The organism is Pseudomonas sp. R25(2017) (assembly GCF_002112565.1).
In the GTDB taxonomy this organism is placed as follows: Bacteria; Pseudomonadota; Gammaproteobacteria; order Pseudomonadales; family Pseudomonadaceae; genus Aquipseudomonas; species Aquipseudomonas ekonensis.
The window spans coordinates 2,077-5,415 of record NZ_NEHZ01000038.1 but is presented as its reverse complement, the minus strand read 5'-3'; the positions used below and the strand labels follow the sequence as shown (position 1 = coordinate 5,415).

General features: G+C 52.1%; 2 rRNA genes. Both read right to left on the bottom strand.

Going from position 1 to position 3,339, the window contains the following annotated elements:
- Nucleotides 1-85: ribosomal RNA gene (gene rrf / locus CAG31_RS27890) — 5S ribosomal RNA — on the bottom strand; the annotation flags it as partial.
- Between the two features lie 143 nt (nucleotides 86-228).
- A 23S ribosomal RNA gene (locus tag CAG31_RS27885) occupies nucleotides 229-3,119 on the bottom strand.
- Nucleotides 3,120-3,339: the final 220 nt, after the last annotated feature.

The window sequence follows — 3,339 nt, the reverse complement described above, 5'->3', positions numbered from 1 at the left end:
ACCCCACACTACCATCGGCGATGCATCGTTTCACTTCTGAGTTCGGGATGGGATCAGGTGGTTCCAACGCTCTATGGTCGTCAAGAAATTCTGTGTGCCGCACCGTCTTTCGACGCTTCGGCGAATCGGGTATGTGACAGCTTTGTGCGTTTCGCGAACTTTCGGTTCTGACGTCTCCACACACCGCAATCTGGCCCCTTCCGGGTTCGCAAATTGCTTGGGTGTTATATGGTCAAGCCTCACGGGCAATTAGTATCGGTTAGCTCAACGCCTCACAGCGCTTACACACCCGACCTATCAACGTCGTAGTCTTCGACGGCCCTTCAGGGAGCTCAAGGCTCCAGTGAGATCTCATCTTGAGGCAAGTTTCCCGCTTAGATGCTTTCAGCGGTTATCTTTTCCGAACATAGCTACCCGGCAATGCCACTGGCGTGACAACCGGAACACCAGAGGTTCGTCCACTCCGGTCCTCTCGTACTAGGAGCAGCCCCTCTCAAATCTCAAACGTCCACGGCAGATAGGGACCGAACTGTCTCACGACGTTCTAAACCCAGCTCGCGTACCACTTTAAATGGCGAACAGCCATACCCTTGGGACCGGCTTCAGCCCCAGGATGTGATGAGCCGACATCGAGGTGCCAAACACCGCCGTCGATATGAACTCTTGGGCGGTATCAGCCTGTTATCCCCGGAGTACCTTTTATCCGTTGAGCGATGGCCCTTCCATACAGAACCACCGGATCACTAAGACCTACTTTCGTACCTGCTCGACGTGTCTGTCTCGCAGTCAAGCGCGCTTTTGCCTTTATACTCTGCGACCGATTTCCGACCGGTCTGAGCGCACCTTCGTACTCCTCCGTTACTCTTTAGGAGGAGACCGCCCCAGTCAAACTACCCACCATACACTGTCCTCGATCCGGATGACGGACCTGAGTTAGAACCTCAAAGTTGCCAGGGTGGTATTTCAAGGATGGCTCCACGCGAACTGGCGTCCACGCTTCAAAGCCTCCCACCTATCCTACACAAGCAAATTCAAAGTCCAGTGCAAAGCTATAGTAAAGGTTCACGGGGTCTTTCCGTCTAGCCGCGGATACACTGCATCTTCACAGCGATTTCAATTTCACTGAGTCTCGGGTGGAGACAGCGCCGCCATCGTTACGCCATTCGTGCAGGTCGGAACTTACCCGACAAGGAATTTCGCTACCTTAGGACCGTTATAGTTACGGCCGCCGTTTACCGGGGCTTCGATCAAGAGCTTCGCGTTAGCTAACCCCATCAATTAACCTTCCGGCACCGGGCAGGCGTCACACCCTATACGTCCACTTTCGTGTTTGCAGAGTGCTGTGTTTTTAATAAACAGTCGCAGCGGCCTGGTATCTTCGACCGGCGTGGGCTTACGCAGCAAGTGCTTCACCCTCACCGGCGCACCTTCTCCCGAAGTTACGGTGCCATTTTGCCTAGTTCCTTCACCCGAGTTCTCTCAAGCGCCTTGGTATTCTCTACCCAACCACCTGTGTCGGTTTGGGGTACGGTTCCCGGTTATCTGAAGCTTAGAAGCTTTTCTTGGAAGCATGGCATCAACCACTTCGTCGCCTAAAGGCAACTCGTCATCAGCTCTCGGCCTTGGGATCCCGGATTTACCTAAGATCCCAGCCTACCACCTTAAACTTGGACAACCAACGCCAAGCTGGCCTAGCCTTCTCCGTCCCTCCATCGCAATAACCGGAAGTACAGGAATATTAACCTGTTTTCCATCGACTACGCTTTTCAGCCTCGCCTTAGGGACCGACTAACCCTGCGTCGATTAACGTTGCGCAGGAAACCTTGGTCTTTCGGCGTGGGTGTTTTTCACACCCATTGTCGTTACTCATGTCAGCATTCGCACTTCTGATACCTCCAGCAAGCTTCTCAACTCACCTTCACAGGCTTACAGAACGCTCCTCTACCGCATCACTTGCGTGATACCCGTAGCTTCGGTGTATGGTTTGAGCCCCGTTACATCTTCCGCGCAGGCCGACTCGACTAGTGAGCTATTACGCTTTCTTTAAAGGGTGGCTGCTTCTAAGCCAACCTCCTAGCTGTCTAAGCCTTCCCACATCGTTTCCCACTTAACCATAACTTTGGGACCTTAGCTGACGGTCTGGGTTGTTTCCCTTTTCACGACGGACGTTAGCACCCGCCGTGTGTCTCCCATGCTCGGCACTTGTAGGTATTCGGAGTTTGCATCGGTTTGGTAAGTCGGGATGACCCCCTAGCCGAAACAGTGCTCTACCCCCTACAGTGATACATGAGGCGCTACCTAAATAGCTTTCGAGGAGAACCAGCTATCTCCGAGCTTGATTAGCCTTTCACTCCGATCCACAGGTCATCCGCTAACTTTTCAACGGTAGTCGGTTCGGTCCTCCAGTCAGTGTTACCTAACCTTCAACCTGCCCATGGATAGATCGCCCGGTTTCGGGTCTATACCCAGCGACTAAACGCCCTATTAAGACTCGCTTTCGCTACGCCTCCCCTATTCGGTTAAGCTCGCCACTGAATATAAGTCGCTGACCCATTATACAAAAGGTACGCAGTCACAGAACAAAGTCTGCTCCCACTGCTTGTACGCATACGGTTTCAGGATCTATTTCACTCCCCTCTCCGGGGTTCTTTTCGCCTTTCCCTCACGGTACTGGTTCACTATCGGTCAGTCAGTAGTATTTAGCCTTGGAGGATGGTCCCCCCATGTTCAGACAAAGTTTCTCGTGCTCCGTCCTACTCGATTTCATGGCCAAGAGATTTTCGCGTACAGGGCTATCACCCACTATGGCCGCACTTTCCAGAGCGTTCCGCTAATCTCAAAGCCACTTAAGGGCTAGTCCCCGTTCGCTCGCCACTACTAAGGGAATCTCGGTTGATTTCTTTTCCTCAGGGTACTTAGATGTTTCAGTTCCCCTGGTTCGCCTCTTGCACCTATGTATTCAGTGCAAGATAACCAGCTTGTGCTGGCTGGGTTCCCCCATTCAGAGATCTCCGGATCAAAGTCTGTTTGCCGACTCCCCGAAGCTTATCGCAGGCTACCGCGTCTTTCATCGCCTCTGACTGCCAAGGCATCCACCGTATGCGCTTCTTCACTTGACCATATAACCCCAAGCAATCTGGTTATACTGTGAAGACGACATTCGCCGAAAATTCGCATTGCTCCAAGAGCAACTCACAAATTTTACCTTAGCCTGAATCCGCACCAGTGAAAGTGCTTCATCAGTCTTTCTATCACATACCCAAATTTTTAAAGAACGATCTGACAAAGGTCAGAAATCAACATTCACCGTCTCTCGACGGAATGCTCATTTCTAAGCTT